Here is a 2,946-nt window from a genome sequence, read left to right on the forward strand (position 1 = left end):
CAGGTGCAGAGTCTGGGGGCACCGGCCGAGGCCTTGTTGATCCGCTCCGGCATTCACCCCGACCTGCTAGCGCACCCGAGCGCCGCCGCCCCGCTCAAGAAGGTCTTTCAGTGGATCGAGCTGGCGTGCCAATCCCTCGGGACCGAGCATCTGGGCCTCCATGTGGGCGATGCCACCTCCAATGCGGATCTCGGACACTATGGTCGCCTGCTCGAGGGGGCGCTCACGCTGCATCACTACATCCAGAAAGGGATGTCGCTCTACCACACGGTCGTCGTCGGGCAATCCTTCTGGCTGTCGCTGCATGGCGACAAGGTCCGGATCAATCTCGGCTCGCCCTGGACTCCCGGGCTCGGCGACTACCAGGCTCATCTGAGCAGCTTCGCCGTCACCATCGCCAACATCCGCAAGTTCGCGGGACCAGACTGGACCCCGACGGAAATCAGCTTCGGCTTCAAGGCGCGGGAGAGCCTCTCCGCCGAGATGCTCGGTGCGGCCCGAGTGGCGCATCGGCCGGGCCAAAGCTACCTCGAGTTTCCACGTGCGATGCTCGGCCTGCAGCGATGCGATGGGGCTCGTGCCCTAGCGATGGGGCAGCCCACCCCTCCCAAACCACTGCCGCAGGACCTCGCGGGACTGGTGGAGCTTCAAATCGAATCCCTGCTCGACGGGCAGAGCCTACCGGTCGACCTGGTCGCGGACAGCCTAGGGATGAGCAGACGCAGCCTCCAGCGCGGCCTCGCCGCTCATGGCGTGAGCTACACAGACCTGCTGAGCACGGTGCGGCTGCGCCGTGCCGCCGAATGGCTGGAGCGCAGCGACAAGCCCGTGCTCGAGGTCGCATTGGATCTCGGATACACCGACGCCTCCAACTTCACCCGCGCCTTCCGGCGCCAGACCGGCATATCGCCGAGGGCATACCGAGACAGCTCGAGCGGCGATGAGCCCGGAGGCGAGCCAGGCGTTACTTGAGCGTCGTATCCCGCCGAGCGCTCAATGCACCGTGCCGCCAGCGGTTGGCACCAGATGACAGGTACCGTCCGCCGGCCAGGGTCATACTGGCTGGAAAACGTTCCGAAGCTAGGAGCATGCAGCCTTGACTCGAGCGCCTTCGAGGCCGGATTTCGACGCGGCATCTCCATCCGCGGGGTGACTGCAACCGCAGCTCCCAAAGCACCGCGCGGCGCGCATCGAAGACGCGAATCGCAGGGATCCGGAGGAGGACGGTGAGCAAGACCGAACGACCTTTGGCCGCGACCATTGCAGTGACCTTTCTCGTCCCCTTGGCCACCCAGTCCGAGACAACTGCCCCCGGTGAGGGCCATGAGCCGGCCGCGGACGAAGTCGGAGTCAGCCGGCCAGTCAATCGTCATCAGACGAATCGGAGCAAGACATGATGACCAGTCAAAAAACCCTGAGATGGCAAGCCGATTTGAGCGCCGCTTCGCTGTTGCTGGCACCCGGATGGATCAAGGCACCCGTTGAGCAAACAGCGCAACGCGTGACCCTGCGCGGCGGCTACGCGACCAATTTCCTCGCGATTCTGGGTGGTACGCTGCGCGACCGGTTCTTGGAGGCGCCAATCCGCCCGGCTGATGTGCGGAGTGCACACGCGTGATCCGGCGCGGCTCCGGCCTGGCGCTGATGGCCGCATGGCTATGGGTCGCGGCACCTGCATTCGCAACCGGGACGCCGGATGCCGACCATGAGCCGCCGTCCGCGATGGTCTCCGCGGCCGTGCTGGAAGGTCGCATCGCCGAGGTCGGGGATGCAAAAGAGTTGACGGATGAGGCCCGCGACAGGTTGATCGGGCTCTATCGCCAATCGATCAGCAATCTCGAGGCGTCAGAGGCCCACGAGCTGGCAGCGGCCGATTACCGGCAGAGCGGGGAGCAAGCGCCTGGGCAGATCGAGAGGTTGCGTGCCGAGCGTTCGGAGATCCTGGCCGACGAGCCCCTGGCGCAGCTCGATGCAGCGGAAGACCTCAGGCTGGCGGACCTCGAGCGCCGCCTGCAGACCGAACGCGCGGACCTCGCCGCGGTCAAGGCGCGCCACGACGACATGAAGGGGCGGCTCACCTCAGAGGAGCGCCGGCCTCAGGTCGTCCGCCAGCGCCTCGTCGAGGCCAACGCGGCGCGCGAAACCGTCTCGGCGGCCTTGCAGTCCGACGCTCCCGCGGAGGGCTTGTCCGGGCAGTCTGTGCCAAGACTTGCGCAGGCACGACGCTGGGAGCTGGAGACCCGTTACCTGGCCTTGAGCGCCGAGATCAAGATGCTCGACCAGGAGTTGCTGAGCCGAGCCGCGCGCCTCGATCTGCTCGAGGCGAAGCGGGACAAGGACGCTGCCAGCATCGATTGGATTGCGGCGCGCGTGGCGGCACTCGAAGCGCGTACCTTGGCACAGCGGCGGCAAGCCGCCGGTCAGGCCAGGGCCGATGCGGAGCTGGCGCGTCGCGATGTAGAGGGCATGGACCCGCTGCTTGTCCGCCTGTCGGTGGCCAATGCCGAGCTTGGCCAAGCCATCGACGAGCGGGTCGCGGAGCTGCATGGCCTCGACGAAGCAAGGGCGAGGGCAGAGCGTCTCTCCGAACGGCTGGGTGCCGACTATCGCGATACGCGTAACACCCTCGAGTCCGGTGAGTTCAGCGCCGACCTGGGGGCGATCCTGCTCCAGCAGCTCGAGGCGATGCCGGACTTCAACAGCTTGCGGCAGCAGCAAGCGCAGCGCAGAGCACGGCTCGCCAGCGGGAATACGCGCCGTTTGGGGCATCGGGCCGAGGCGCGACGACTCAGCGATGCCGAGGCCGCAGTCTCTGAGCTCCAGAGCGAGCTCCAAACGGGGCTGCCGCGGGCGCAGCAGGCCCGGTTGCGGGAGCTGGTGACGCAGCGCCTGGAACTGCTCGCCCATATCCTCGAGACCGAGGAGCTTTACCTCGACAAGGCGAGG

Annotated in this window: 2 protein-coding genes and 1 pseudogene; all 3 read left to right on the forward strand. The window is 66.8% G+C overall.

The window, feature by feature from the left end:
• Positions 1 to 972, forward strand: a 972-nt coding sequence (locus G3446_RS26145) for a helix-turn-helix transcriptional regulator (RefSeq protein WP_164456591.1), incomplete at its 5' end; no start/stop codon positions are given.
• Between the two features lie 421 nt (positions 973 to 1,393).
• Positions 1,394 to 1,618, forward strand: a complete 225-nt coding sequence (locus tag G3446_RS26150; RefSeq protein ID WP_164456592.1) for a hypothetical protein — start codon at positions 1,394 to 1,396, stop codon at positions 1,616 to 1,618.
• Positions 1,615 to 2,946: pseudogene (locus G3446_RS26155) on the forward strand (mechanosensitive ion channel domain-containing protein); the annotation flags it as partial. The gene G3446_RS26150 and the pseudogene G3446_RS26155, both read left to right, overlap by 4 nt.

The sequence above is a fragment of the Thiorhodococcus minor genome, assembly GCF_010820565.1.
Classification (GTDB): Bacteria; Pseudomonadota; Gammaproteobacteria; order Chromatiales; family Chromatiaceae; genus Thiorhodococcus; species Thiorhodococcus minor.

Bases quoted from the DNA above. Each gene is read 5' to 3' on its own strand.
- G3446_RS26150 (WP_164456592.1), top strand. From the start codon at position 1,394: ATGATGACCAGTCAAAAAACCCTGAGATGGCAAGCCGATTTGAGCGCC.